General features: G+C 68.1%; 30 protein-coding genes. All 30 read right to left on the bottom strand.

The genetic code is table 11. The annotated features are described in order from the left end of the window. Positions 1 to 109: 109 nt before the first annotated feature. The 30 genes from rplE to DEI92_RS16940 all read right to left on the bottom strand — a co-directional run bounded on the left by rplE (position 110) and on the right by DEI92_RS16940 (position 22,960). A complete protein-coding gene (gene rplE / locus DEI92_RS01790; protein WP_111012130.1) occupies positions 110 to 715 on the bottom strand; it encodes a 50S ribosomal protein L5 in 606 nt (201 codons plus the stop codon). Further along, a complete protein-coding gene (gene rplX / locus DEI92_RS01785; protein WP_111012129.1) occupies positions 715 to 1,074 on the bottom strand; it encodes a 50S ribosomal protein L24 in 360 nt (119 codons plus the stop codon). Before rplX ends, rplE begins: the two co-directional genes overlap by 1 nt. 2 nt (positions 1,075 to 1,076) lie before the next feature. After that, positions 1,077 to 1,445 (bottom strand): 50S ribosomal protein L14, encoded by a 369-nt coding sequence (rplN, locus tag DEI92_RS01780; protein WP_066517778.1) that lies wholly within the window; start codon positions 1,443 to 1,445, stop codon positions 1,077 to 1,079. A gap of 34 nt (positions 1,446 to 1,479) precedes the next feature. Then, entirely contained in the window at positions 1,480 to 1,776 is a 297-nt protein-coding gene (gene rpsQ, locus DEI92_RS01775; RefSeq protein WP_111012128.1) for a 30S ribosomal protein S17, read from the bottom strand. Then, the gene (rpmC, locus tag DEI92_RS16945; RefSeq protein WP_111009839.1) at positions 1,776 to 2,114 is read right to left on the bottom strand and encodes a 50S ribosomal protein L29; all 339 of its coding nucleotides are present in this window, start codon (positions 2,112 to 2,114) and stop codon (positions 1,776 to 1,778) included. Before rpmC ends, rpsQ begins: the two co-directional genes overlap by 1 nt. After that, positions 2,114 to 2,533, bottom strand: a complete 420-nt coding sequence (gene rplP, locus DEI92_RS01765; protein WP_111009840.1) for a 50S ribosomal protein L16 — start codon at positions 2,531 to 2,533, stop codon at positions 2,114 to 2,116. The genes rpmC and rplP overlap by 1 nt, the downstream gene beginning before the upstream one ends. A 2-nt stretch (positions 2,534 to 2,535) precedes the next feature. Then, positions 2,536 to 3,336: a 30S ribosomal protein S3 gene (gene rpsC / locus DEI92_RS01760; protein WP_111009841.1), complete on the bottom strand. Its 801-nt coding sequence runs from the start codon at positions 3,334 to 3,336 to the stop codon at positions 2,536 to 2,538. After that, positions 3,336 to 3,728, bottom strand: a complete 393-nt coding sequence (gene rplV / locus DEI92_RS01755) for a 50S ribosomal protein L22 (protein WP_111009843.1) — start codon at positions 3,726 to 3,728, stop codon at positions 3,336 to 3,338. The genes rpsC and rplV overlap by 1 nt, the downstream gene beginning before the upstream one ends. Positions 3,729 to 3,754: 26 nt before the next feature. After that, positions 3,755 to 4,036, bottom strand: coding sequence for a 30S ribosomal protein S19 (rpsS, locus tag DEI92_RS01750; RefSeq protein ID WP_111009845.1), 282 nt, complete (start codon positions 4,034 to 4,036; stop codon positions 3,755 to 3,757). A 12-nt stretch (positions 4,037 to 4,048) separates the two neighbouring features. Continuing rightward, positions 4,049 to 4,888 (bottom strand): 50S ribosomal protein L2, encoded by an 840-nt coding sequence (gene rplB / locus DEI92_RS01745; RefSeq protein ID WP_111009847.1) that lies wholly within the window; start codon positions 4,886 to 4,888, stop codon positions 4,049 to 4,051. A 19-nt stretch (positions 4,889 to 4,907) separates the two neighbouring features. Then, the gene (gene rplW, locus DEI92_RS01740) at positions 4,908 to 5,207 is read right to left on the bottom strand and encodes a 50S ribosomal protein L23 (RefSeq protein WP_111009849.1); all 300 of its coding nucleotides are present in this window, start codon (positions 5,205 to 5,207) and stop codon (positions 4,908 to 4,910) included. Continuing rightward, a complete protein-coding gene (rplD, locus tag DEI92_RS01735) occupies positions 5,204 to 5,863 on the bottom strand; it encodes a 50S ribosomal protein L4 (RefSeq protein WP_111012127.1) in 660 nt (219 codons plus the stop codon). The genes rplW and rplD overlap by 4 nt, the downstream gene beginning before the upstream one ends. A gap of 2 nt (positions 5,864 to 5,865) precedes the next feature. Further along, complete coding sequence (gene rplC, locus DEI92_RS01730) at positions 5,866 to 6,519, bottom strand: 50S ribosomal protein L3 (RefSeq protein WP_111009852.1); 654 nt, start codon at positions 6,517 to 6,519, stop codon at positions 5,866 to 5,868. A gap of 13 nt (positions 6,520 to 6,532) precedes the next feature. After that, positions 6,533 to 6,841 (bottom strand): 30S ribosomal protein S10, encoded by a 309-nt coding sequence (gene rpsJ, locus DEI92_RS01725; protein ID WP_111009854.1) that lies wholly within the window; start codon positions 6,839 to 6,841, stop codon positions 6,533 to 6,535. 525 nt (positions 6,842 to 7,366) lie between these two features. After that, positions 7,367 to 8,179: a DarT ssDNA thymidine ADP-ribosyltransferase family protein gene (locus DEI92_RS01720; protein ID WP_111012126.1), complete on the bottom strand. Its 813-nt coding sequence runs from the start codon at positions 8,177 to 8,179 to the stop codon at positions 7,367 to 7,369. A gap of 57 nt (positions 8,180 to 8,236) precedes the next feature. Then, complete coding sequence (locus DEI92_RS01715) at positions 8,237 to 9,214, bottom strand: DNA topoisomerase IB (RefSeq protein WP_111009909.1); 978 nt, start codon at positions 9,212 to 9,214, stop codon at positions 8,237 to 8,239. 292 nt (positions 9,215 to 9,506) lie between these two features. Continuing rightward, positions 9,507 to 10,697: an elongation factor Tu gene (gene tuf, locus DEI92_RS01710; RefSeq protein ID WP_111009858.1), complete on the bottom strand. Its 1,191-nt coding sequence runs from the start codon at positions 10,695 to 10,697 to the stop codon at positions 9,507 to 9,509. Positions 10,698 to 10,834: 137 nt separating this feature from the next. Continuing rightward, positions 10,835 to 12,949: an elongation factor G gene (fusA, locus tag DEI92_RS01705; protein WP_111012125.1), complete on the bottom strand. Its 2,115-nt coding sequence runs from the start codon at positions 12,947 to 12,949 to the stop codon at positions 10,835 to 10,837. An 88-nt stretch (positions 12,950 to 13,037) separates the two neighbouring features. After that, the gene (gene rpsG, locus DEI92_RS01700) at positions 13,038 to 13,508 is read right to left on the bottom strand and encodes a 30S ribosomal protein S7 (RefSeq protein WP_111009862.1); all 471 of its coding nucleotides are present in this window, start codon (positions 13,506 to 13,508) and stop codon (positions 13,038 to 13,040) included. A 5-nt stretch (positions 13,509 to 13,513) separates the two neighbouring features. Continuing rightward, positions 13,514 to 13,882: a 30S ribosomal protein S12 gene (gene rpsL, locus DEI92_RS01695; RefSeq protein WP_111009864.1), complete on the bottom strand. Its 369-nt coding sequence runs from the start codon at positions 13,880 to 13,882 to the stop codon at positions 13,514 to 13,516. Between the two features lie 285 nt (positions 13,883 to 14,167). Continuing rightward, positions 14,168 to 14,425, bottom strand: coding sequence for a hypothetical protein (locus tag DEI92_RS01690; RefSeq protein ID WP_111012124.1), 258 nt, complete (start codon positions 14,423 to 14,425; stop codon positions 14,168 to 14,170). After that, positions 14,422 to 14,877: a DUF6121 family protein gene (locus tag DEI92_RS01685; RefSeq protein WP_111012123.1), complete on the bottom strand. Its 456-nt coding sequence runs from the start codon at positions 14,875 to 14,877 to the stop codon at positions 14,422 to 14,424. Before DEI92_RS01685 ends, DEI92_RS01690 begins: the two co-directional genes overlap by 4 nt. Positions 14,878 to 14,926: 49 nt before the next feature. Next, complete coding sequence (locus tag DEI92_RS01680; RefSeq protein ID WP_111012122.1) at positions 14,927 to 15,697, bottom strand: hypothetical protein; 771 nt, start codon at positions 15,695 to 15,697, stop codon at positions 14,927 to 14,929. Beyond that, positions 15,694 to 16,494 carry a hypothetical protein gene (locus DEI92_RS01675; RefSeq protein WP_111012121.1) on the bottom strand — a complete coding sequence of 267 codons (801 nt, stop codon included), beginning with the start codon at positions 16,492 to 16,494 and terminating at the stop codon, positions 15,694 to 15,696. The genes DEI92_RS01680 and DEI92_RS01675 overlap by 4 nt, the downstream gene beginning before the upstream one ends. Beyond that, the gene (gene pilM, locus DEI92_RS01670) at positions 16,491 to 17,543 is read right to left on the bottom strand and encodes a type IV pilus assembly protein PilM (protein ID WP_111009871.1); all 1,053 of its coding nucleotides are present in this window, start codon (positions 17,541 to 17,543) and stop codon (positions 16,491 to 16,493) included. Before pilM ends, DEI92_RS01675 begins: the two co-directional genes overlap by 4 nt. A gap of 27 nt (positions 17,544 to 17,570) precedes the next feature. After that, complete coding sequence (locus tag DEI92_RS01665) at positions 17,571 to 18,410, bottom strand: A24 family peptidase (protein ID WP_111012396.1); 840 nt, start codon at positions 18,408 to 18,410, stop codon at positions 17,571 to 17,573. Then, positions 18,407 to 20,266: a hypothetical protein gene (locus DEI92_RS01660; RefSeq protein ID WP_111012120.1), complete on the bottom strand. Its 1,860-nt coding sequence runs from the start codon at positions 20,264 to 20,266 to the stop codon at positions 18,407 to 18,409. Before DEI92_RS01660 ends, DEI92_RS01665 begins: the two co-directional genes overlap by 4 nt. Then, positions 20,263 to 20,955 carry a PilW family protein gene (locus DEI92_RS16405; RefSeq protein WP_181434589.1) on the bottom strand — a complete coding sequence of 231 codons (693 nt, stop codon included), beginning with the start codon at positions 20,953 to 20,955 and terminating at the stop codon, positions 20,263 to 20,265. Before DEI92_RS16405 ends, DEI92_RS01660 begins: the two co-directional genes overlap by 4 nt. After that, on the bottom strand, positions 20,952 to 22,364 hold the full coding sequence (locus DEI92_RS01650) for a prepilin-type N-terminal cleavage/methylation domain-containing protein (protein WP_111012119.1): 1,413 nt from the start codon (positions 22,362 to 22,364) through the stop codon (positions 20,952 to 20,954). The genes DEI92_RS16405 and DEI92_RS01650 overlap by 4 nt, the downstream gene beginning before the upstream one ends. A gap of 95 nt (positions 22,365 to 22,459) precedes the next feature. After that, positions 22,460 to 22,960: a type II secretion system protein gene (locus DEI92_RS16940; protein ID WP_284183582.1), complete on the bottom strand. Its 501-nt coding sequence runs from the start codon at positions 22,958 to 22,960 to the stop codon at positions 22,460 to 22,462. Positions 22,961 to 23,096 lie beyond the last annotated feature (136 nt).

The raw sequence follows: 23,096 nt of genomic DNA, 5'->3' as shown, positions 1-23,096 counted from the left end.
CGGATGCCGACCTGTGTGATCGGGCGACGTCAGGGCGATTCCCCGACGTCTCGGTGCTCGTGCGGCGGGCCGGAGGGAGCGCCCCTCCGGCCCGGCCGTCCGAACGATCTTAGACCGTTTGCTCGCTGGAACGGAACGGGAAGCCGAGCTGGCGGAGCAGCGCGCGGCCCTCGTCGTCCGTCTTGGCCGTGGTGACTACGGTGATGTCGAAGCCACGGACGCGGTCGATGCGGTCCTGGTCGATCTCGTGGAACACGCTCTGCTCCGTGAGACCGAAGGTGTAGTTGCCGTTTCCGTCGAACTGGCGGTCGCTCAGACCGCGGAAGTCGCGGATGCGGGGCAGTGCCAGCGACAGCAGGCGGTCGAGGAACTCCCACGCGCGGTCACCGCGGAGGGTGACGTGCGCGCCGATGGGCTGGCCCTCGCGCAGCTTGAACTGCGCGATGGACTTGCGGGCCTTCGTGACCTGCGGCTTCTGGCCGGTGATGGCCGTGAGGTCGCGCACCGCACCGTCGATGACCTTCGAGTCACGAGCGGCCTCGCCGACACCGGTGTTCACGACGACCTTGACCAGGCCGGGGACCTGGTGGACGTTCGTGTAGCCGAACTGCTCGGTGAGCGCCGCGGCGATCTCGTTCTTGTACTTCTGCTTCAGCCGCGGCTGGACCTTCTCGCTGGACGCGGACTCGGCCGGCGCCGTAGTGGTGTCGCTCATCAGAGGTCCTCCCCCGACTTCTTGGCGTAACGGACGCGGACGGTCTTGGTGACGCCGTCCTTCTCGACCGTCTCGGTGCGGTGACCGACACGGGTCGGCTTCTTGGTCTTCGGGTCGACCACGGCCACGTTGGACACGTGGATCGGGGCCTCGTGGATCTCGATGCCACCGGTCTTCGAGCCGCGCTGGGTCTGACCGACGCGGACGTGCTTCTTGACGAAGTTCACGCCCTCGACGACGACACGCTGCTCGTCGGGGAGCACCTCGATGACCTTGCCCTGCTTGCCGCGGTCGCCACCGCGCGCCTGCGACGGGCCCGAAATCACCTGGACCAGGTCGCCCTTCTTGATGTTCGCCATGACTAGATGACCTCCGGTGCCAGCGAGATGATCTTCATGAACTTCTTGTCGCGGAGCTCGCGACCGACCGGCCCGAAGATGCGGGTGCCCCGGGGGTCGCCGTCCGCCTTGAGGATCACCGCGGCGTTCTCGTCGAACTTGATGTAGGAGCCGTCCTGACGACGGGTCTCCTTCTTGGTGCGAACGATGACGGCCTTGACGACGTCACCCTTCTTGACGTTGCCGCCCGGGATCGCGTCCTTCACGGTCGCGACGATCACGTCACCGAGGCCGGCATAGCGACGACCCGAGCCACCGAGCACGCGGATGGCCAGGATCTCCTTGGCTCCGGTGTTGTCGGCGACCTTCAGGCGGGATTCCTGCTGAATCACTGCTGTCTCCTATTCCGCAAGTAGGCCCGGGGGCTTACTTGGCCTTCTCGAGGATCTCGACCAGGCGCCAGCGCTTGGTGGCGCTGAGGGGACGGGTCTCGCTGATGAGGACCAGGTCGCCGATGCCGGCGGTGCCCTGCTCGTCGTGGGCCTTCACCTTGGAGGTGCGACGGATGACCTTGCCGTAGAGGGGGTGCTTCACGCGGTCCTCGACCTCGACGACGATCGTCTTGTCCATCTTGTCGCTCGTGACGTAGCCACGACGCGTCTTGCGGTAGCCGCGCGCGGTGGTCGCGGCGTCGACCTCGGTGGCCTGCTTCTCGGTGGCCATCACTTCTCCTCGGTGCTGGTCGATGCAGCGGTGTCGGTCGTCGTGGCCTCGGCCGCGTCGGCCTTCTTGCGGGACGACTTCTTGGTCGTGGTGGTGCTCGCCTCGACCGGGGTCGGGGTGGCACGGATGCCGAGCTCGCGCTCGCGCAGCACCGTGTAGATGCGGGCGATGTCGCGCTTGACGGCACGGAGGCGGCCGTGGCTCTCGAGCTGGCCGGTGGCCGACTGGAAGCGCAGGTTGAACAGCTCTTCCTTGGCCTTCTTCAGCTCGTCAGCGAGACGCTCGTCCTCGAAGGTGTCGAGCTCCGACGGACGGAGCTCCTTGGAACCGATCGCCATTATGCGTCGCCCTCCTCGCGCTTGATGATGCGTGCCTTGAGGGGCAGCTTGTGGATTGCACGGGTCATCGCCTCGCGGGCGATGTCCTCGCTCACGCCGGAGAGCTCGAAGAGCACGCGTCCCGGCTTGACGTTCGCGACCCACCACTCGGGCGAACCCTTACCGGAACCCATGCGGGTCTCGGCGGGCTTCTTCGTGAGCGGACGGTCCGGGTAGATGTTGATCCACACCTTGCCGCCACGCTTGATGTGACGCGTCATGGCGATACGAGCGGACTCGATCTGGCGGTTCGTCACGTAGGCGGGGGTCAGGGCCTGGATACCGAAGTCACCGAACGACACCTTGGTGCCGCCGGTCGCCTGGCCGCGACGCGTGGGGTGGTGCTGCTTGCGGTGCTTGACTCGACGGGGGATAAGCATGGTTACGCCTCAACTCCTGCGCCGGCCGGCGCCTCCTGCGGAGCCTGCTGCTCGCGACGGTCGCCGCGGGGGGCGCCGTCACGGCCGCCACGACCGCCACGGCCGCCGTCACGACGCTCGGGGCGCGACGAACGCTGGTTCGCCTGCTCGCGAGCGAGCTCCTTGTTGGTGATGTCGCCCTTGTAGATCCAGACCTTCACACCGATCCGACCGAAGGTCGTGCGGGCCTCGTAGAAGCCGTAGTCGATGTTGGCGCGGAGCGTGTGCAGGGGCACGCGGCCCTCGCGGTAGAACTCCGAACGGCTCATCTCGGCGCCGCCGAGACGACCCGACACCTGGATCCGGACGCCCTTGGCGCCAGCGCGCTGGGCGCCCTGGAGGCCCTTGCGCATGGCGCGACGGAACGCGACACGAGCGCTGAGCTGCTCCGCGATGCCCTGGGCGACGAGCTGCGCCTCGGTCTCGGGGTTCTTGACCTCGAGGATGTTCAGCTGGATCTGCTTGCCCGTGAGCTTCTCGAGGTCGCCGCGGATGCGCTCGGCCTCGGCGCCACGGCGGCCGATGACGATGCCAGGACGGGCCGTGTGGATGTCCACGCGGACGCGGTCACGGGTGCGCTCGAGCTCGATGCGGGCGACGCCGGCGCGGTCGAGGGACTTGGTCAGCATCTGACGGATGCGGACGTCCTCGGCGACGTAGTCGCTGTACCGCTGGCCCTTCTTGGTGCTGTCCGAGAACCAGTGCGACACGTGGTCCGTCGTGATCCCGAGACGGAAGCCGTACGGGTTGACCTTCTGGCCCATTACTTGCTCGCCTTCTTGCTGGTAGCGGCCGCCTCGACCTCGTCCGGCGTCGCGAGGACGACCGTGATGTGGCTGGTGCGCTTGTTGATGCGGAAGGCTCGCCCCTGGGCACGCGGCTGGAACCGCTTCAGGGTCGTGCCCTCGTCGACGAAGACGCGGCTCACGTAGAGGTCGCGCTCGTCGAGGAAGCTGTTCGTCTGGTCCGCCTTGACCCGGGCGTTCGCGATCGCCGAGGCGACCAGCTTGTAGACCGGCTCGGAAGCACCCTGCGGGGCGAACTTCAGGATGGCGAGGGCCTCGTGGGCCTGCTTGCCGCGGATCAGCTCGATGACGCGACGGGCCTTCTGAGGCGTGACGCGGATGTGTCGCACGCGTGCGATCGACTCCACCATTTCGTTCCTCCTTCAGCGTCCCCGCGTTAGCGGCGACGGCCCTTCTTGTCGTCCTTCACGTGACCACGGAAGGTGCGGGTCGGCGCGAACTCGCCGAGCTTGTGACCGACCATCGACTCGGTGACGAACACCGGGATGTGCTTGCGGCCGTCGTGCACGGCGATCGTGTGCCCGAGCATGTTCGGAACGATCATCGAGCGACGCGACCACGTGCGGATCACGTTCTTCGTGTTGGCCTCGTTCTGGACGACCACCTTGCGAAGCAGGTGCTCGTCGACGAAGGGGCCCTTCTTCAGACTGCGTGGCATCTTCTACAACTCCTACTTGCGCTTCTTACCGGCGGTGCGGCGACGGACGATGAGCTGGTCGCTCGGCTTGTTCGGCTTGCGCGTCCGGCCCTCCGGCTGGCCCCACGGGCTGACCGGGTGGCGACCACCGGAGGTCTTGCCCTCACCACCACCGTGCGGGTGGTCGATCGGGTTCATCGCGACACCACGCACGGTCGGGCGGACGCCCTTCCAGCGCATGCGGCCGGCCTTGCCCCAGTTGATGTTCGACTGCTCGGCGTTGCCGACCTCGCCGATCGTCGCGCGGCAGCGCGCGTCGACGTTGCGGACCTCGCCCGACGGCAGGCGGAGCTGCGCGTAGGGGCCGTCCTTCGCCACGAGGCGCACCGAGGCACCCGCGGAACGGGCGAGCTTGGCGCCGCCACCCGGACGGAGCTCGATCGCGTGCACGACCGTACCGACGGGGATGTTGCGGAGCGGCAGGTTGTTGCCCGGCTTGATGTCGGCGCCGGCACCCGACTCGACGACGTCGCCCTGCTTCAGGCGGTTCGGCGCGAGGATGTAGCGCTTGGTGCCGTCCACGAAGTGCAGCAGCGCGATGCGCGCGGTGCGGTTCGGGTCGTACTCGATGTGCGCGACCTTGGCGTCGACGCCGTCCTTGTCGTTCCGACGGAAGTCGATGACCCGGTACTGGCGCTTGTGGCCACCACCGATGTGACGCGTCGTGATCCGGCCGGAGCTGTTGCGGCCACCGGTCTTCGGGAGCGGACGCAGGAGCGACTTCTCCGGGGTCGAACGCGTGATCTCGGCGAAGTCGGCGACGGAGGAGCCGCGACGACCCGGGGTCGTGGGCTTGTAGTTACGAATAGCCATGATGTATCCCTTCCGGTCCTCAGCCGACAGCCGTGAAGATGTCGATCGAACCGGACTTGAGCGTGACGATGGCGCGCTTGGTGTCCTTGCGCTTGCCGATGCCGAACCGCGTACGACGGGTCTTGCCCGGACGGTTCAGGGTGTTGATGCCCGCGACCTTGACGTCGAAGATCTTCTCGATGGCGAGCTTGATCTCGGTCTTGTTCGCGCGCGGGTCCACGAGGAACGTGTACTTGCCCTGGTCGATGAGGCCGTAGCTCTTCTCCGACACGACCGGCGCGATGATGATGTCGCGCGGGTCCTTGTTGAAGCCGCTCATGCGTTGTTCTCCTTCGCGGTCTTCGACGCGACGAAGGCGTCGAGGGCGCTCTTGCTGAAGACCACGTCGTCGCTCACGAGGACGTCGTAGGCGTTCAGCTGGCCGTACGTGAGCGCGTGGACGTTGGGCAGGTTCCGGACGCTCTTGAGCGCGACCTCGTCCGTCGACTCGAGCACGACGAGGACGTGCTTCGACGGGGCGATCTTCTCGAGGAGCGTGCGGACGCTCTTGGTCGAGGGGACCTCGGCGTCGAGGAAGGCCTCGACCGCGTGGATCCGCCCACCGCGAGCGCGGTCCGAGAGCGAACCGAGCAGCGCCTTGGCGATCATCTTCTTGGGGGTGCGCTGCGCGTAGTCGCGCGGCACGGGTCCGTGGACGATGCCACCGCCGGTCATCTGCGGGGCGCGGATCGAGCCCTGACGCGCGCGGCCGGTGCCCTTCTGCTTGAAGGGCTTGCGGCCGGCACCGGAGACCTCGCCGCGGCGCTTGGTCTTGTGGGTGCCCTGACGCGCGGCGGCGAGCTGCGCGACGACGACCTGGTGGATCAGCGGGACGTTGGTCTCGACGTCGAAGATCTCGGCGGGGAGCTCGACCGTGCCGGCCTGGGCGCCCGACGCGTCGAGCACGTCGATCGTGGTTGCAGTCGTGGTGGCCATGCTCACTTACCCTTCACGGCGGTGCGGACGAAGACGATGCGACCGCGAGCACCGGGGACCGCGCCCTTGACGAGCAGCAGGTTCTTCTCGGCGTCCACGGCGTGCACCGTGAGGTTGAGGACGGTGACGCGCTCCCCACCCATGCGACCGGCCATGCGCATGCCCTTGAAGACGCGCGACGGGGTCGACGAAGCACCGATTGAACCGGGCTTGCGGTGGTTGCGGTGCGCACCGTGCGAGGCGGAGACACCCTTGAAGTTGTGGCGCTTCATGACACCGGCGAAGCCCTTGCCCTTGCTGGTGCCGACGACGTCGACCTTCTGGCCGGCCTCGAACATGTCGACGGCGAGCTCCTGGCCGAGCGCGTACTCGCCGGCGTCAGCGGTGCGGATCTCGGTGAGGTGGCGGCGCGGCGTGACACCGGCGGCCTCGAAGTGCCCGGCGGAGGGCTTGTTGACCTTGCGGGGGTCGATCGCGCCGGCGGCGATCTGGACGGCCTGGTAGCCGTCCTTCTCGGCGGTGCGGATCTGGGTCACGACGTTCGGGGTGATCTCGACGACGGTGACGGGGATGAGCTTGTTGTTCTCGTCCCACACCTGGGTCATGCCGAGCTTCTTGCCGAGCAGGCCCTTGACGGTCTTGGTTGCGATGGCCATCGTTGTCGCCCCCTTACAGCTTGATCTCGATGTTGACGTCGGCGGGCAGGTCGAGACGCATGAGCGAGTCGACGGCCTTCGGCGTCGGGTCGATGATGTCGATGACCCGCTTGTGCGTGCGCTTCTCGAAGTGCTCGCGCGAGTCCTTGTACTTGTGGGGAGAACGGATCACGACGACCACGTTCTTCTCGGTGGGGAGCGGCACCGGGCCGACCACGGTCGCACCGGCACGGGTCACCGTGTCGACGATCTTCCGGGCCGACGTGTCGATGACCTCGTGGTCGTACGACTTGAGCCGGATGCGGATCTTCTGTCCCGCCATGTCTCTCTCGTTCCTCTCTGCGCCGCGCACCGCGTGGGCCGCCTGACGCCGCCGGCCTCGTCGGGCAGGCTGTTTGCCTAGATCACCGGCACGTCACCGTCGGGATCACTCCCGCCGGCCATGACCGCTGTTCTCCTGTCAACTGCCCTCCCGGGCCGATCGAGAACCCACTCCGCAGGAGGGGGATTTCGACCGTTCCGGTCGGACCCGTATCGCCTCCGCGGAGCACACGGGTGTCCCCGTGCGTTCCAGGTGTGGAGTCGATGTGGTGTTCTTGCTGCCTGCGGCCCAGGCGCAGCCACCCGGAGGGCGGGGCCTGTGCACTGCCTGGGCAGTGACCCGGCGGACACGTGTGTCCGCGGAATTTGGAACCGGACAAGTCTCGCATGTCCTCCGCACTCGTGCAACCCGGGCGTGTCGCGTGCGATCCACGCCGTTGCGGGGCTCGAGGAGCGGCGGACGGGCGGTCCGGGGCGACCTGGTGACGGGCCTCCCGTCGGGAGTCCGGCGACCGCCCGCCGGACGTCAGACGGCCGGACGGAACCAGGGCGGGAACACCGCGACGCGCGGGGCGTGACCGCCGGCCTCCGCCAGGACCGAGCGGACGTCGTCGCGGACGCGGTCGTTCGGCACGCCGACGACCGCGACGGCCGAGAACGGCACACGCGGACCCGCCAGCAGCTCAACGCGCTGCAACTCGGGGTCCTGGAGCGAAGCGCGTCGGAGCAGGGTGCCCGCGGCCTCCGGGCCGACGGCCGAGCGCGCCGCGGGGTCCTCCGCGTCGAGATCCGTCACGATGACCGACGCCCCGAACGCGACGGTCGGCACGACCAGCATGACGTAGTCGACCGGACGACTGCGACGTGCCGCGTCGGACCACCGGTCGTCCTCCGCGCCGGTGCGCAGCGACTGCCAGGTCAGGGCCTCCGGGGTGAGCACGAAGGGGACGTGGTCCGCGACGGACCCGCCGTCCGGGGTGGCCGCGGCCGCTCGGGCCGCGCGGACCTCCGCCGCGCTGACGTCGAACTCGGGGACCACCGACGACGCGGCCAGCAGCGCACCCTCGGCGACGATGGCCGCGAGGTTGTCGCGATGGGTCCAGTGGTGCGCGCGCATCGACGCGAACGGGCGGACCTGGGGCTCCACCGCCACCGGGACCGCGGTCCGGGTCGCACTCCGGGAGGCCCGGGGCGCGTCCGACGGACCGTCCGACCGGAGCGAGACCGGACGGGCACGCCGCGGAGCGCGGGTCGGTGCGACGACCGGTTCCGCCCGCTGCCGTGGGGTGCAGATGTCACAGAGCTCGACGGGGAAACCGTGGATGCACTCGTCGGTCACGCTGGCCTCTCCGTGCCGACGCCCGAACGGTCGGCACGTGCATCAACGGTACGTCATTCAGTCGCGGTAGAGCAGCGCGCGGACCTCGGACTCCGCAGAGGCCAACCGGGCGGGATCGATCGTCTCGCCGTGGTTGTACGCGTCGATCACGCGCGGGTCGATGTAGCTCTGCCGCGCCACGGTCGGGGTGTTGCCGAGCACGTCGGACGCGGCCTTCACCGCATGCGAGATCGCCTTCTTGCGCTTGGCGTCGGACGACTGGGGGCCCGTCTTCGCCAGGTCCACGGCCGCGGCGACCGTACCGTGCAGCGTCCGGAAGTCCTTCGCCGTGAAGTCGTCGCCAGCGCGCTCCTTGACGTACTCGTTGATGAGCTCGGCCGACAGCGGACGCCACTCGGCACCGGGCTCGTCGCGGAACGAGAGCAGTCGCGCGTTCCCGCCCCGACGCTTCATGCCCACGAGCACCCGCGCGAGGTCGTGGTCGTGGATGGTGGACGACCACTCCTGCCCGCTCTTGCCCGGGAACCCGAGCTCGATGTCGTCGCCCGAGATGTGCGCGTGGGAACACAGCAGCGTCGACAGGCCGTGGCTCCCGTGCTCGAGCGCGTACCGCTCCGAGCCGACCCGGAGCGACCCCTGGTCGAGCATCCGGAAGGCCGCGGCCTGCGCACGTCGGAGGTCCGGGTCCGGTCGGCGGAGGTCCATGGTCACCATCCGTCGAGCGGACGGGAGCGACTCGGCGAGGGCGAGCGCCCGGTCGTACTTGATCTTGTCCATCCGCTCGCGCCAACCCGGGTGGTACATGTACTGGCGCCGACCGGCGCCGTCGATGCCCGTCGCGAGGATGTGTCCGTTCTCGTACGGCGAGATCCACACGTCGTTCCACGCGGGCGGGATCACCAGCTCGTCGAACCGATGGCGGAGGTCGGCGTCGTGGACGGTACCGCCGTCGGGATCGCGGTAGGAGAACCCCTTGCCGGATCGGACCCGGTGGAATCCGCGTCCCGTCGTCCTCGAACGGCGCAGACGTGTCATGCGACCAGTCAACACCGGCATCCCCGCCGATGACCCACCGAGGTGCCCACAGTCCTCCCGGCTCGCGGTGGGCTCGCGCACGTCGCGCTCTGCCTCGTCCCGCCCCGTCATGCCCAGGGACGCCACGTCACGCCCGGGGACGCCACGTCATGCCCAGGGACGCCGGGTCCCGCCCAGGGACGCCACGTCATGCCCAGGGACGCCGGGTCCCGCCCAGGGACGCCACGTCCCGTCCGGGAACGACGAAAGGGGCCGGACCCGAAGGTCCGACCCCTTGTCGCAGCAACCGGAGTTACTTGATGATCTTCTCGACCGTACCGGCGCCGACCGTACGACCACCCTCACGGATGGCGAAGCGGAGGCCCTCCTCCATGGCGATCGGCTGGATCAGCTCGACCGTGATGGAGGTGGTGTCGCCGGGCATGACCATCTCGGTGCCCTCGGGCAGCGTGATGACGCCGGTGACGTCCGTGGTGCGGAAGTAGAACTGCGGGCGGTAGTTCCCGTAGAACGGGTTGTGACGACCACCCTCGTCCTTCGACAGGATGTAGACGTTCGCGGAGAACTCGGTGTGCGGCGTGACCGAACCCGGCTTCACGACGACCTGGCCGCGCTCGACGTCCTCGCGCTTGGTGCCGCGGAGGAGCAGACCCGTGTTGTCACCGGCCTCGGCGGAGTCCAGCAGCTTGCGGAACATCTCGATGCCCGTGACGGTGGTCTTCTGCGTCGCGCGGATGCCGACGATCTCGACCTCCTCGTTCACCTTGAGCGTGCCACGCTCGACACGACCGGTGACGACGGTGCCACGACCGGTGATCGTGAAGACGTCCTCGATCGGCATCAGGAACGGCTGGTCGGTGGCGCGCACCGGGTCCGGCACGTTCTCGTCGACGGCGTCCATGAGGTCGGCGACCGTCGCGGCCCACTTCTCGTCACCCTCGAGCGCCTGGAGCGCCGAGACGCGGACGATCGGGGCGTTGTCGCCGTCGAACTCCTGGCTCGAGAGGAGCTCGCGGACCTCGAGCTCGACGAGCTCCAGGATCTCCTCGTCGTCCACCATGTCGGCCTTGTTGAGGGCCACGACGATGTAGGGGACACCGACCTGACGGGCGAGCAGCACGTGCTCACGCGTCTGCGGCATCGGGCCGTCGGTGGCGGCGACCACGAGGATCGCGCCATCCATCTGCGCCGCACCCGTGATCATGTTCTTCACGTAGTCCGCGTGGCCCGGGGCGTCGACGTGCGCGTAGTGGCGCTTCTCGGTCTGGTACTCGACGTGCGAGATGTTGATCGTGATACCGCGCTGCTTCTCCTCAGGCGCGTTGTCGATCTGGTCGAACGCCGAGGCCGTGTTCAGCTCCGGGTACTTGTCGTGCAGGACCTTGGTGATCGCCGCGGTGAGCGTCGTCTTGCCGTGGTCGACGTGCCCGATGGTTCCGATGTTGACGTGCGGCTTGGTCCGCTCGAACTTGGCCTTAGCCACTGTGGGTCCTCCTCAGGACTCGGATGCAGGACCCCCGGTTCACGTCCGGCGGCGCTGCGTGTTGGTGTGGAACTACTGTACTTGGTGGCGAGGGGGCCGCTGCCGACCCCCTCGCCTGGGGAGTCACGCCGAGGGCGTCACTCCCCCTTGCTCTTCTGCACGATCTCGTCCGCCACGGCCCGGGGGACCTCGGCGTAGGAGTCGAACACCATCGAGTAGACGGCGCGGCCCGACGTCTTCGACCGGAGGTCGCCGACGTAGCCGAACATCTCGGACAGCGGCACGCTCGCGCGGACCACCTTGACGCCCGAAGCGTCCTCCATCGACGAGATCTGCCCACGACGGGAGTTCAGGTCGCCGATGACGTCGCCCATGTACTCCTCGGGGGTGCGGACCTCGACGGCCATGAGCGGCTCGAGCAGGACGGGGTTCGCCTTGCGCGCAGCCTCCTTGTAGGCCATCGAACCGGCGATCTTGAACGCCATCTCGGACGAGTCGACGTCGTGCGCCGCACCGTCGAGGAGGGTCGCCTTGACGCCGACCGTCGGGAAGCCCGCGAGGATACCGACCTGCATGGCGTCCTGGATGCCGGCGTCGACCGAGGGGATGTACTCGCGCGGAACGCGGCCACCCGTGACCTTGTTCTCGAACTCGTAGATCTTCTCGGCCGTGACCTCCATCGGCTCGAGCGCGATCTGCACCTTCGCGAACTGGCCGGAACCACCGGTCTGCTTCTTGTGGGTGTAGTCGTACCGCTCGACCGGCTTGCGCAAGGTCTCGCGGTACGCGACCTGCGGCTTGCCGACGTTCGCCTCGACCTTGAACTCGCGCTTCATGCGGTCGACGAGGATGTCGAGGTGGAGCTCGCCCATGCCCTTGATGACCGTCTGACCGGTCTCCGCGTTGAGCTCGACCCGGAACGTCGGGTCCTCCTCCGCCAGCTTCTGGATGGCGGTGGAGAGCTTCTCCTGGTCCTGCTTGGTCTTCGGCTCGATCGCGACCTCGATGACCGGCTCCGGGAACGTCATCGACTCGAGGACGATCTGGTTGTCCGGGTCGCACAGGGTGTCACCGGTCGTCGTGTCCTTGAGGCCGATCACCGCGTAGATGTGGCCCGCGGTCACGCTGTCGACCGGGTTCTCCTTGTTGGAGTGCATCTGGAAGATCTTGCCGATGCGCTCCTTCTTGCCCTTGGTCGAGTTGATGACCTGCGACCCGGACTCGATGGAGCCCGAGTACACGCGGACGTAGGTGAGGCGACCGAAGAACGGGTGCACCGCGACCTTGAACGCGAGGGCGGAGAAGGGCTCGGTCGAGTCGGCGTGACGGGTGAGGATGGTCTCCTCGTTCTTCACGTCGTGGCCCTCGACCGCCGGGACGTCGAGCGGGCTCGGCAGGTAGTCGATGACCGCGTCGAGCATCGGCTGCACACCGCGGTTCTTGAACGCCGAACCACAGAGGACCGGGTAGACCTCGCTGTTGACCGTGAGCTTGCGGATGGCGCCCTTGATCTCGTCGACGGAGAGGTCCTCGCCACCGAAGTACTTCTCGAGCAGGGCGTCGTCGGTCTCGGCGACGCGCTCGATGAGCTTCGCGCGGTACTCGTCGGCCTTGTCCTTGAGGTCGGCCGGGATCTCCTCGATCTCGTAGTGCGCGCCCATCTGGACGTCACCCTTGGCGTCACCGCGCCAGGTGAGCGCCCGCATCTCAACGAGGTCCACGACACCCTCGAAGGTGCTCTCGGCACCGATCGGGAGCTGGATCACGAGCGGCTCCGCGCCGAGGCGGTTGATGATCGTGTCCACCGTGAAGTAGAAGTCCGCGCCGAGCTTGTCCATCTTGTTGACGAAGCAGATGCGGGGCACGTCGTACTTGTCGGCCTGACGCCAGACGGTCTCCGACTGGGGCTCGACGCCCTCCTTGCCGTCGAACACGGCGACGGCGCCGTCGAGGACGCGGAGCGAACGCTCCACCTCGACGGTGAAGTCGACGTGACCAGGCGTGTCGATGATGTTGATCTGGTTCTTGTTCCAGAAGCACGTCGTCGCGGCCGACGTGATCGTGATGCCGCGCTCCTGCTCCTGCGCCATCCAGTCCATCGTGGCGGCCCCGTCGTGGACCTCCCCGATCTTGTGGGTGATGCCCGTGTAGAACAGGATGCGCTCGGTGGTGGTGGTCTTGCCGGCATCGATGTGCGCCATGATGCCGATGTTGCGGACCTTGTTCAGGTCGGTGAGCACGTCCTGTGCCACAGGGTTCCTCCGAGTAGTTGTGGGAGTCGACAGCGCCCATGGGGGCGCCGGGATCATGTCGCCGGCACCCCCGATGGGGCCGGGAGTGTTACCAGCGGTAGTGCGCGAAGGCCTTGTTCGACTCGGCCATCTTGTGGGTGTCCTCGCGGCGCTTGACCGCGGCACCCAGACCGTTCGACGCGTCGAGGATCTCGTTCATGAGACGCTCGGTCATCGTCTTCTCGCGACGGGCCTTGGCGTACGAGGTGAGCCAGCGGAGCGCGAGCGTGTTCGCACGGTGCGGCTTGACCTCGACCGGCACCTGGTAGGTGGAACCACCGACGCGGCGGCTGCGGACCTCGAGGGTCGGGCGGACGTTGTCGAGGGCCTTCTTGAGCGTCGCGACGGCGTCCTGCTGGTTCTTGGCGGCCACGCCTTCGAGTGCACCGTAGACGATGCGCTCGGCGAGGCCCTTCTTGCCGTCGAGCAGGATCTTGTTGACGAGCTGGCTGACGACCGGAGCGCCGTAGACCGGATCGGCGACGACGGGGCGCTTGGGGGCGGGTCCCTTACGAGGCATCTATCTCAACCCTTCTTCGCGCCGTAGCGGCTGCGGGCCTGCTTACGGTTCTTGACGGCCTGGGTGTCGAGCGCACCACGGACGATCTTGTAGCGGACACCGGGGAGGTCCTTCACACGACCACCACGGACGAGCACCATCGAGTGCTCCTGGAGGTTGTGGCCCTCACCGGGGATGTACGCGGTGACCTCGGTGCCGTTCGAGAGCTTGACACGAGCGACCTTGCGCAGTGCCGAGTTCGGCTTCTTCGGGGTGGTGGTGTAGACGCGGGTGCACACACCACGCTGCTGGGGGTTCGCCTTGAGGGCGGGCGCCTTGGTCTTGACGACCTTCGGCGCGCGGCCCTTGCGAACCAGCTGCTGAATCGTAGGCAACTGCTGCTCCTGGTTCCTGCTCGATTCCCTGGCCGACGTGATCCGTCGGCTTCCTCGTCCCGCGGCCGGACGGCGCCCGACACGGTGATCCGTGTCGCTTCCCGTACAACCCCGACACCGGGCCGACGATTCCAACGTCGGACCACGGCGGGCGACCGCTCTCGCGGTACCGCCTGGGACGGACATGTCCTGTACCGCTCCGTGAGCGTTCGGACTTCCGGGCACGCCGCTGTCGGCGCACACCGGAACAAGATTACTCGGCGTGACAGAGGCGGTCAATCCCGCTCAGGAGGCCGTGCCCGCGTCGGTGCCGTTCGTCACCGTCGGTCGGCACACCGCTCCCGCGTTCGTGCAGCCCGTGACGACACCGTCCGCGGGGAACGCGACCGGACACGCACTCGCGATGCCCGGTCCGGCCGGACTCGCGAACGTTGCCGAGAACGAGCGCTCCCGGGCGAGGCCGACCGGAGCGGCCGTCATGGCACCGGGAACCGGGACGGGAGGGACGGTGTGGGCGGCGTCGTCGGCCTCCTCGGTCGTCACGACCGCCCGGTACCGAGGCCGGGCCCGCCCTCCTGCCGGCGGCGGTCCTCGTGGCGGGCCAGGAGCACCGCCGCGATCACGACCACGAGCGCGATGACGACCGTGCCCACGACGAAGGGGCCGAGCGCGTAGCCGGCGGGGAACACCACGAGCTGCGCGGCGTCACCGTGGACCAACGCGTAGCCGACCGACCCGACGCCGAGCATGACGAGGTACGCCGTGGCCGCACACACCAGCCCGGACATCGCCGGACTGCCGCTCCGCGCGCCCACCGCCGTGCCTGCGAACACCACGATCGCGACGCCCGTCACCATCGCCGGGCCGAGGTACGGGGTGGCGTCGGGTTGGCGGATGACCTCGAGGCCGGAGAACAGGCTCTCGAACCCCGTGACCGCGATGACGAGCGCGAAGAACAGCACCGTCGTCATCGTCGCGAGGAGCCACCGGGACATGGGACGAGCGTAGTGCCGGGGGCGAGGGGAGGTCAGGCCGCCGCTCGGTTCACCCAGCCGCCTGTGTCGAGGTGGCATCGGTCGACGACGAGGACGCGGACGACGCCTTGAGGACGTAGATCTCTCCACCGAGCGACCAGTTCTGCCCGCCGGACCCGCCGCTCGAGGAGTCCGAGAGGGACTGTGAGACGGTGTCGACGAGGAACAGGCGGGACCCGTTCTGCAGGGCCTTGGTGAAAGCGAGCGCCTGCTGGTACGAACCCGTCACCGCGACCGTCACGGGGACGACCGTGAAGTCCGCACTCGTGATCGACGAGTCGGTCGTGGGGCCGCCAGGGGCGGGCGTCGCCGCTGGTGCGGCCGCGGGGGCCGCCGTCGCCGTCGCGCTCGGTGACGGGGTGGCCGACGCGCTGGCCGTCGGCGAACCGGTGCTCGTGCCCGTCGTGGTGGCACCGGCCCCGGCGGCGGCCGATGGCGCGTACGCGACCGGGGTGTCGAACTGCACCGAGGAGATCCCGACGCCGCTCGTGGTCGCGGCGGTGTTGATCTCACGCGTGAAGCCCGTGGTGTCGGCCTTCGCAGGGACCGATTCCTGGAGATCGGCGAACGTCGTCTTCATCGTGCCGAGCTTCTGGTACTGCTCCTCGAGGCGCGTCAGCTCCGCACGGTTCGAGGCGTTCGTCTCGTCGATGCTCTCGCGCTGGAGGTCGTTCGCGGACGCGGTCGCGAGCTGCGGCTGCACCCCGAGGAACCAGCCACCGACGATGATCACGAGCGCGGCGACGCCCGCGAGGACGAGTGAGAGCTTGTGCTTGTTCATCGGTTGCTCCCCGTGTACTTGCCGTCGTAGGCCTTCTCGTCCAGGTCGACCGAGATGGACGCCGTGTACGCGTCGCCGTCGGACGCGCGGTCGATGGACGCGATCGACGAGTCGACGTAGCCCTTGAGCTTCGAGAGTCGGTCGGTCCAGTCCGGTACCGACGGCACGGACGTGCTCGACACCGAGACCTGGATGGCCGCGACCCGCGACGCGTCGAGCGGCGACGTGCTCTGTGCGAACGGCACCGTCGCGTTGGCCGACGTGATCGTCATGCTCGTGATCGTGACGCCGCTCGGGAGGTACGACGCGAGGTTCCCGAGCATCGAGGACCAGTCGATCTCGGTCGATCCGCCGACGGTCTGACCCGCTTCGAGCAGTGCGATCTGCCCCTCGAGCGTGCGGACCTCGGCGTACTTCTGCTGCTCGAGGAGGAGTGAGGTCGTCTCGTTCTGAGCGGTCGCGAGATCGGTTCGCGACCGGATGGCATCGACCGTCGCTCCGCCCGCGACGAGCAGCACCACGACGGCGAGCACGACGACACCGAGCCACGCGCGTCGCGCGACCGCGCGCTCGCGTCGGTCGAGGTGCACCTCGGTGGGCAGGAGGTCGACACGGGGCTCTCGGCCGACGAGGGAGGACGCGACCGCCGCCCGCGTCGCCGGCGCCGCCGAGCCTCCCGTCGTCGCGGTACCGCCCTTGACCCGGGACTGCTTGCCGGTGCGCGGCGCCTTGGCGCCGCCGATCACCGAGGTGCGCTGCTTCTGCTCCTTGCGGATGTCCGCCTCGACCTTGCTCATGCTGCCCTGCTTCCGACGGCGAGCCCGAAGGCCACCGTGATCGCGTCGCCGCGCTCTGCGACGTCCTGCTCCGAGATCGATCCGGCGAGCGCCACTCCGCCGAACGCCTGCCCGTACGACACGGGGATCCGGGTGTAGTCGGCGAGTGCCTCCCGGAAGCCGCGCATCCGCGCGCCTCCGCCTGCGATGAGGATGTGGCCGACGGGTTGGTCCGGGTGGGTGTTGACGAAGTAGTTGATCGTGTTGCGGAGGCTCGCGAGGACCTCGGTGATCGTCTCGTGCGTGACCGCGATCGCGCGACGGTCGTCCGCGGTCTGGGCGACGGCCGCGATCCCGAGATGGCGCTTGACGGCCTCGGCATCGTCCGCCGCGATGTCGAGCTGTCCGCTGAGGGCGCGTGTGACGTCGGCACCGCCCGCTGGGATGATGCGCACGAACTGCGGCACGCCGTCCGTCGCGATGACGACGCTCGTCGTGTCGGCCCCGATCTCGATGAGCGCCACCGTCCCGACCAGACCCGGTCGTGAGACGAGTGCGCGGGTCAAGGCGAACGGGATCAGGTCGACGCCCGCCGGGTTCAGGCCCGCGAGTTGCACCGCTTTGACGTTCGCCAGCACGGCGTCCTTGATCGCGGCGATGAGCAGACCCCGGACGACCGGTCCGTTCTCCCCCATCCCCTCGGACGTCGGGTAGAAGTCGAGGATCGCGTCGATGACCGGCACGGGAAGCATGTCCTGGACCTGGAACGGCAACGACTCGCGGATCTGCTCGATGGGCGCGAGCGGCACGGTCAGGTCACGCGACAGCACACGCTGGTTCCCCATGCCGAGCACGACGTCCCGGGAGCGGAACTTGCCGAGGGACCACAACTGCTTCAACGCGCCGGCCACCGTGTTCGCCTCGAGGACCTCACCCCGGCTCACCGATCCTTCCGGCGTGGGGACCTCGGCGAACCGGACGACGGTCGGACGGCCGCGGTCGGCCGAGGCGACCTCGACCGCGCGGATCGAGGCGGCCGCGATGTCCAGGCCGACGATGCTCTTCGCCATGGGTGTGTTCTCCGTAGGGGGCGGCGCTCAGGCCAGACCGATGAGGTGCAGGTAGGCGTGCGACGCGGGCGCGCCGACGAGGACGCCGATCCAGGCTCCGGTGAGCATGGACGGGCCGAAGGGGATCCCTCCGCGCCACTTCGCTCGGCGCGCGGCGACGAGGACGAGCGCGAAGATACCCCCGACGAGGAAGGCGCCGAAAGCACCCACTGCGAGGGGTCCCCATCCGAGGTACGCGAGCGCGAGGCCCAGGATCCCGGCGAGTTTGACGTCGCCGAGCCCCATGCCGCCGGGCACCGCGATGGCGAGCACGAGGTACAGGACCCCGAGCGCAGCGGCACCGATGACGCCCCGCACGAACGCTGCCCAGTCGCCCGACAGTGCCGATGCACCGGCCAGGAGCACCGCGAGCACGACGGACGACGGGTAGGTGATGGCGTTCGGCAACGTGTGCGTGTCGACGTCGATCAGAGCCAGGGCCACGCTGATCGCCATGAGGTAGAGGAACGCCAGCAGCAGGACGACGTGCGCGGCGAGCACCCGGTCCCCCGCGGTGGTCGCCGGCCAGAACCGGAGCGCCACCACGACGAACAGGAGGCCCGTGGCGAGCTCGACGAGTGGGTACCGCGACGAGATGGGCGCGCCGCAGTCGCGACACCTGCCGCGCAACACGAGCCACGAGAGCACCGGGACGTTGTCGTACCCGCGGATCGGATGGTCGCACCGCGGGCACGCGCTCGGCGGCGACACGATCGACACGTGCGCCGGCACCCGGTACACGACGACGTTGAGGAACGAGCCGATGAGCAGCCCGAACACCCCGCCGAGGGTCGCGACGAGCGGGCCGAGGTCGAGCGCGGTCGTCATCGGCACTTCCCCCCAGTCGTCGCGCACGAGCCGTCCGGGTTGTAGGCCGGCTGGACCTCGACCTGCGTGGTAACGCCGTAGGACGTCGACACGGGCTGCAGGAACTTCGGCGGCGCGGTCGTGAGCAGCCGGTTGTCGTAGATGTAGTTCTTCGTGAAGCCGGTGCTCACCTTGCCGTTGCCGCTGTTCGAGGTCGCGACCGTGCCGCGGTACTTCTGGGCGATCGAGCCCTTCACCGTCAGGGTGCCGAGCGCGCTCCCCTGGTCGTAGTTCTGCACGTAGAACGTGCCGTTGTTGCTGGCGATGGCCGCGTCGATCGTCAGGTTGGCGCCAGCGGATCGGACGAGCTGGACGTTGCGGCACGTGACGTAGTTGCCGTAGCCCTGGTAGTAGACCGACTGGTAGTTCCAGCACGTCATCGGGTTGTAGACCTCGACCGCGTTCTGCCCGACCAGGCCGAGGATGTCGTCGTTCGGGTCGGTGTAGGTGATGTCACCGGTCACCCAGACCGTGCCCGCCGACGCGATCGTCATGTGCCCCGAGAACGTGCCGCTGACGAAGACGTCGCCCGCGGTGCAGCTGTAGACGGAGGACGCCGTCCCGGGTGTCGAGTCGGTGCCGATCCACTCGTTCGACGTCGGGTAGCCGACCCCGTTGCTGAACGTCTGGTTGTCGCTGTAGCTGACCGAGTTGCCACTGACGGTCACCTTGGTCGTGCAGTAGGTGTTGGTGTAGCGCTGGGGGTACGACGAGCCCCAGTAGTTCGGGTCGGACTTCGTGGTGGGCACGCCCTGCACGTACATGAGGTTCGTCGGGAGCGTCGGGATCGTCGCACCGCTCGCGCTCTGGAGCGCGGCGCTGCTGCCACAGAGTGCATCCGCTGCCGCCGTGTCCGAGGAGTGGCTCGTCGCGGTCACCTGCGTGAACCGCGTCCACGGGGACCAGATCGTCATGGTGCCACCACTGTTGAACTGCACCTTCGTGGGTCCGGTGTACAAGCACCCGGGGCGCGGCACGGTCGTCGGCAGGTCCGTGCGGGCCTCCTGGGCCATGTTCGTGTTGAGGGACGGCAAGCCGAGGTAGGCGGCTGCACTCGGCTGGCCGCCGTTGTACTTCGGCTTCGTCGTGCAACCGCTCGGCGCGAGGACCTTGCCGCTGTGGTCCTCGACGGAGGAGTTGAAGGTCGACCCGCAGGCGGTGAAGTCGTCGTCGGAGCGGATGGCACCGTTGAGCACGTCGCCACTGGCGAACTGCACGGGGTCGCAGGTCCTGCTCGTCGCCTGCCACTGGTAGTCGTTCGTGCAGTTGTCGCCCGTGATGTCGTTGTCCGCTGACTCGTACTGCGTGAAGTACAGGTAGTTGATGAAGCCGTCGCCGCGGAGGTCCGCCACGAGCGACCGGGTCTTCGTCCCGCTCTTGCCCGTCACCCGAACACGGAGGAAGCCCTGCGACGCGTACTTCGAGTTGTCGACCTCGTAGCGGAAGAACTCGTCGGTCGTTCCGACCACCGGAGCCCACGTCGAACCGCTGCTCGTGAACGCGACGTTGCCGTTGTCGCCCTGGAACACCGAGCCGCTGTCCTTGCTGAACTGCGCGTCCTTGTTGCCGTACGTCGCGTAGCCGTTGTCGTTCGAGATCTTCGCCTGGTAGTCCGCGAGCCCCGCGTACGCTGCCGCCGCCGCGTTCTGGTAGTTGCGGTCGTTCCCGGACTTGAGCGACCCGGCCGTCGAGAGCGCGACCATCGCGGCGACGATCATCGTGACGATCATGCCGAAGATGATGACGTTGGCGAGGACGAACCCCTGCTCGTCACCGCGGTCGACGCTCCGCATCACGCGGACGATGCGGTTCATCATGGTGCCGGGCTCGCAGTGCTCGTGCTGTACCCGACGTTGAACAGGTACAGGGTGTTCTGGATATGGGTGTTCGAGGCGGTGCCGGCCTTGGTGGAGCCGAGCTCGAGGTTCACCTGGATCGCGCGGACCGCACTGGGGTTCGCCATCGGACTCGCGATCTTCGCACCGCTCGCGTCGAGGTACGTGAAGAGGTCCGTGCCGTCGCTCGTCGGCGACGCGATGGGACCTCCCAGCGTGACCGTCCGTGCGGCCGCGCCGGTGGTCGTGAAGCTGTAGTAGCCCTTGGCATCGGCCGAGCCGTCCCACTGCTTCTCGATCAGGTTGCCCGTCGCGGTGTCGATCTTGAACTCGACGTACTCCGGCTGGTCCACCGTGCCGTTCGTCAGGTTGACGTACGAGTAGAAGGCGAGGTCTGTCGCCGTTGCGGTGGTGATCGCGTTCGCGTACGTGCCGTCCGGCTTCGGCAGGACCGTCGCGGCGTGGATGTACTGGGTCAGCGCGTTCATGACGTTGGACGCCTGCCGCGTGTTCGTCTCGGCCGTGCTGCCCGTCTTGCTCGCGTGCAGCGATGCGGCGAAGAAGCCGCCGACCGCGGTGAGGACGATCATCGAGACGGACATGGCGACGATGAGCTCGATCAGGCTGATGCCGCGCTGACCGCGGTGGAGCTGCCGGATGTCGCCGATCACTTCGTCTGTCCTCGCGGGTCGACGAGCACGGTGTTGCCGGTGACCGAACCGGGCGTGACGTTCTTGATGTTCGCGCCAGCGACGGTGCCGGTCACAGCACCGGACGCTCCCGATGTCGTGGAGATCGACCAGGTCCCGAAGGGCAACGCGAGCGTTGCGGTCGAACTCGTGGTCTTCGGGAAGTTCAGCGTCATGCCGGCCGAGCACCCGGGATCGTCGGCGGTGGTTCTCGACGCCGTCGTCGCCCTGAGGTACGAGCCGCTCGCGACCGACACCTGGATGACGCCGAGTGCCACGTTCTGCGGAGGCGACACGGTCTGCCCTGGGCTGACGCTGACGACCGGCACCGGCACACTGGTCCCGACGGCGCCTGCCGAGGTCGGGGTCGTCCACTTCGTCGGGTTGGTGTCGATGCAGCTGCTCGCACCCGAGCTGCTGTTGAACGTCCCCCCGTACATCTGGTAGCCGTCGGAGAAGGGGAAGACGTTCATCGACACCTTCGTCGACGACGTCACGGTGGCGCTGGTTGACCACGGGGTCATCGTGTCGAGGCCGCCGGAGTTGCTCGACAGGGTCGTCGTCATGTTCGTCGCCATGGTCGCGCTGTACGTCTGCGCGTAGTTGACGGGGATCGTCGCGGCTTGGTCGTACGAGATCGGTTGATACGCACTCGCGCCTGCGATGACGGGGATGGTCCAGGTGGACGTCGCAGCCTGGTTGGAATCGATCCCCCCGGTCGTGCTCGCGGTCAGGGTGTACGTGCCCGGCTGCACGTCCGTTGCGTACCAGCAGCCCGCCGCGTCGGTCGTGGTGGGGGCGGTGGTGATCGCCGCGCCGGTTCCCCCGCTCACGGGCGCCGCCGACACGCTGACGCCCGCATTCGCCGCGCCAGCAGCGTCCCTGACGGAGACGATGATCGTTCCATCACCGGGATCGGTGACAGCGTCGGACGGCGCGATGGCCGAGGTCACGGTCGTCGACAGCTTGCCGGGGCCATGCGGGTTGTTCCAGCTGACCGTCTCGGCGACGCTCTTGTACGCCAACGTGCCGTTGCTCGATCCGCAGGCTCCGGTGGCACCGTCACTCTGGACCCAGTTGGCAGTGCGCGCGACCGTGTACGTGACACCGCCGATGCTCTTGGTGGTGGAGGCGCTCAGGACGCTGAAGATGCCGTTCGTCGTCGCCGCGGCGGTCTGTCGCATCGTGTCGATGTCCTGCGACGCGAGCGACACGGCCATGTCCCGGCCGCGGCTCGCTTGCGTGGTCTGCAGGGAGTTCGTGATGCCGTAGGCGAGGCCCACGCTGATGATCGCGAAGACCATCATCGCGACCATGACCTCGATGACCGTGAAGCCCTCCTCGCGGCCGGTCAGCGCGCGGTCGAGGGCGCGGCGCATGTGTCGCAGCATTGCCTCGTCCTTCCGGGAAGAGCTGATGCGGTGGGGCGGGAGAGCAAGTCGAGCCCGTGCGGACGAGCAGTCCGCACGGGCTCGATCGGCACTGCTTACGGGCAGGCGGTGATGGCGCCGCTGGCCTTGGTCACACCCTTCGAGTCAGTTGCGTAGAAGTAGGTGCTGTTGACGCTCTGGCCGATGATGCAGAACGAGCTACCGCTCGACGAGACGAGCTTCAACGAGGTGGTGTTCGAGGACCCGGTGACACCCGCGCTCGACCAGCTCTGCGTGGTGGTGGCGGTGCTTCCGCTGGGAGCAGCGGGAGGGGTGCTCGACACGGCACCACTCGTCACGAGCGTGGCCGGAGCAGGGGCGACGCCCATGTCGGTCTGAATGCTCACGACCGCCGTCTTCGCGTTCGACACGTCGGACTGCGTGGCACTGTCCTGCGCGTTCTTCTGCACGCCGAGGTACACCGGAATCGCGATCGCGGCGAGGATGCCGATGATGATCACGACGACGAGGAGCTCGATCAGGGTGAAGCCCTTCTCGTTCTCCTCGAGCAGGTTCTGCCGGCGAGCGTTGAGCTTGCCCATGAGGCGGAAGTACATGAGATTTCCATTCTTTCGGGAATGTGAGGGGAGAATTGGATCCGGCGTGTGCTCGCCGCCGGAGACCAGCGTATTCAGGGCACTCGCTCGGGAGAATCCCGAGAACGGGGGTGATCGGGCAAGCGAAATGCCCCCA

The sequence above is a fragment of the Curtobacterium sp. MCBD17_034 genome (assembly GCF_003234515.1).
Taxonomy (GTDB): domain Bacteria; phylum Actinomycetota; class Actinomycetes; order Actinomycetales; family Microbacteriaceae; genus Curtobacterium.
The sequence above is the reverse complement of the archived record's forward strand: the minus strand, read 5'-3'. Positions and strand labels throughout refer to the sequence as shown.